Source organism: Chitinophaga sp. (assembly GCF_035564935.1).
In the GTDB taxonomy this organism is placed as follows: domain Bacteria; phylum Bacteroidota; class Bacteroidia; order Chitinophagales; family Chitinophagaceae; genus Chitinophaga.
In genome coordinates this window covers 1-1,597 of sequence record NZ_DATMTE010000906.1, presented here as the reverse complement: position 1 = coordinate 1,597, position 1,597 = coordinate 1, and the positions used below count along the sequence as shown (strand labels likewise).

Annotated in this window: 2 protein-coding genes; both read right to left on the bottom strand. The window is 46.1% G+C overall.

Features of this window, described 5'->3' with window-relative positions; genetic code table 11:
* Window positions 1-97 precede the first annotated feature (97 nt).
* Window positions 98-622 carry a hypothetical protein gene (locus tag VN105_RS23640; RefSeq protein WP_325644872.1) on the bottom strand — a complete coding sequence of 175 codons (525 nt, stop codon included), beginning with the start codon at window positions 620-622 and terminating at the stop codon, window positions 98-100.
* Between the two features lie 145 nt (window positions 623-767).
* Window positions 768-1,547 (bottom strand): enoyl-CoA hydratase-related protein, encoded by a 780-nt coding sequence (locus VN105_RS23635; RefSeq protein ID WP_325644870.1) that lies wholly within the window; start codon window positions 1,545-1,547, stop codon window positions 768-770.
* Window positions 1,548-1,597: the final 50 nt, after the last annotated feature.

The window sequence follows — 1,597 nt, the reverse complement described above, 5'->3', positions numbered from 1 at the left end:
ATTGAACGATTTCCAGGCTAAGCTGGCAGCGTTGAAGAATAAATTTGATAATTAAGATAAAGCATCAAGGAAGACCGGCGGTCTTCCTTGATGCTTTTTAGCGTTCATACTTCTGCATCCATTGCAGGAATTTTTCCGGGTAGTCGGTATCTCCTTTTTCGCTGAAGAGCATCAGCTCCCTGTTCATCGTAAAGCCGATGTAAATAATATCCCGGTCCATATCGATAGCAATAACGGCTTCATCGTAACCTGACTTGCCCGGCATATAGCCCTCATTAAAGAGTATTTTATTTTCCACTTCTATAGGCGGCGTTACTTTTAGTCTTTCAAAAAAAGATTTACGGGCCTTGCCTACCAGCGTAGCCAGCCTGCTTTTCAGTGGTTCGGTTTCAAAGAGGCCGCTTTCTGTGGCATATTTGCCGCTGAATTGCAGGAAGCTGTTCCAGGAAGCTACCATGTCTGTCTGGATGGTATCGCCACCGGCGATCATGGTATCAGTTGGCGGCAGGTTGGCCTGGTCGGCCAATACGATGGCCCTTGCTTTCTGAGCGGGACTGTTACAGGCAAACGCATAGAAAATGAACAATAAAAGTGATGCAACAGGAATCCTTCTCCCAGTCATGGTTAAATTTTTAATTTTGATACAAACGGGGCGCACAACAACTATCGGGCACTACTCTCCCGGCAGTTAACAACATAATTTTATCAGTGGAAGGTCAACAAGTCAGATAATAAAAAAATTTAATGGTTTTCAATAAAGTTCCGTGCTATTTTCCTTTGAATACAGGAGGTCTTTTTTCAATAAACGCCTGCATGCCTTCCTTCTGATCTTCAGATGCAAAGAGAAGATAAAAATTTTTACGTTCAAAATGTAATCCTTCTTCCAGGCTGGTATCAAAAGCTTTCAAAACGGCTTCTTTTGCCATTTTAAGGGCTACCGGGCTCATGGCGGCTGTTTCTGCAGCCAGTTTAATGGCCTCTTTAAGGAAAAGCTCCACGGGCACAATGCGGTTAATAAGACCTGCGCGGAGGGCTTCCTCCGCAGTAATAAAGCGGCCGGTAAGCACCATTTCCATGGCCAGGGCTTTCCCTACTGCACGTGTAAGGCGCTGGGTACCACCGGCGCCGGGCATAACGCCCAGTTTTATTTCCGGCTGGCCGAAGCGGGCTGTTTCGCTGGCAACGATCATATCGCAAAGCATCATGAGTTCGCAGCCGCCGCCGAGGGCGAAGCCGCTTACAGCAGCTATAATGGGTTTCTTTATTTTTTTAATAGTATCCCAGGTACTGAACTGGTCGATGTTGTACATGTCGATAGCCGACTGGCCAGCCATCTGTTTAATATCGGCGCCGGCGGCAAAAGCTTTTTCATTGCCACTGAGCACTATGGCCCGCACTTCATCGTCGGCATCGAGCATTTTGAGGGCATCTCTCAGTTCGCCCATGAGCTGCAGATTCAATGCATTCAGTTCTTTGGGCCGGTTCAATTGGATGTGGGCTACATAAGGCGCCACTTGCTGGTGTATGATAATAAATTCCGGTTGCATCTTTTAAAGTTAAAGAAATATCATCAATAGCTGTAAAACACTGTAAAGGA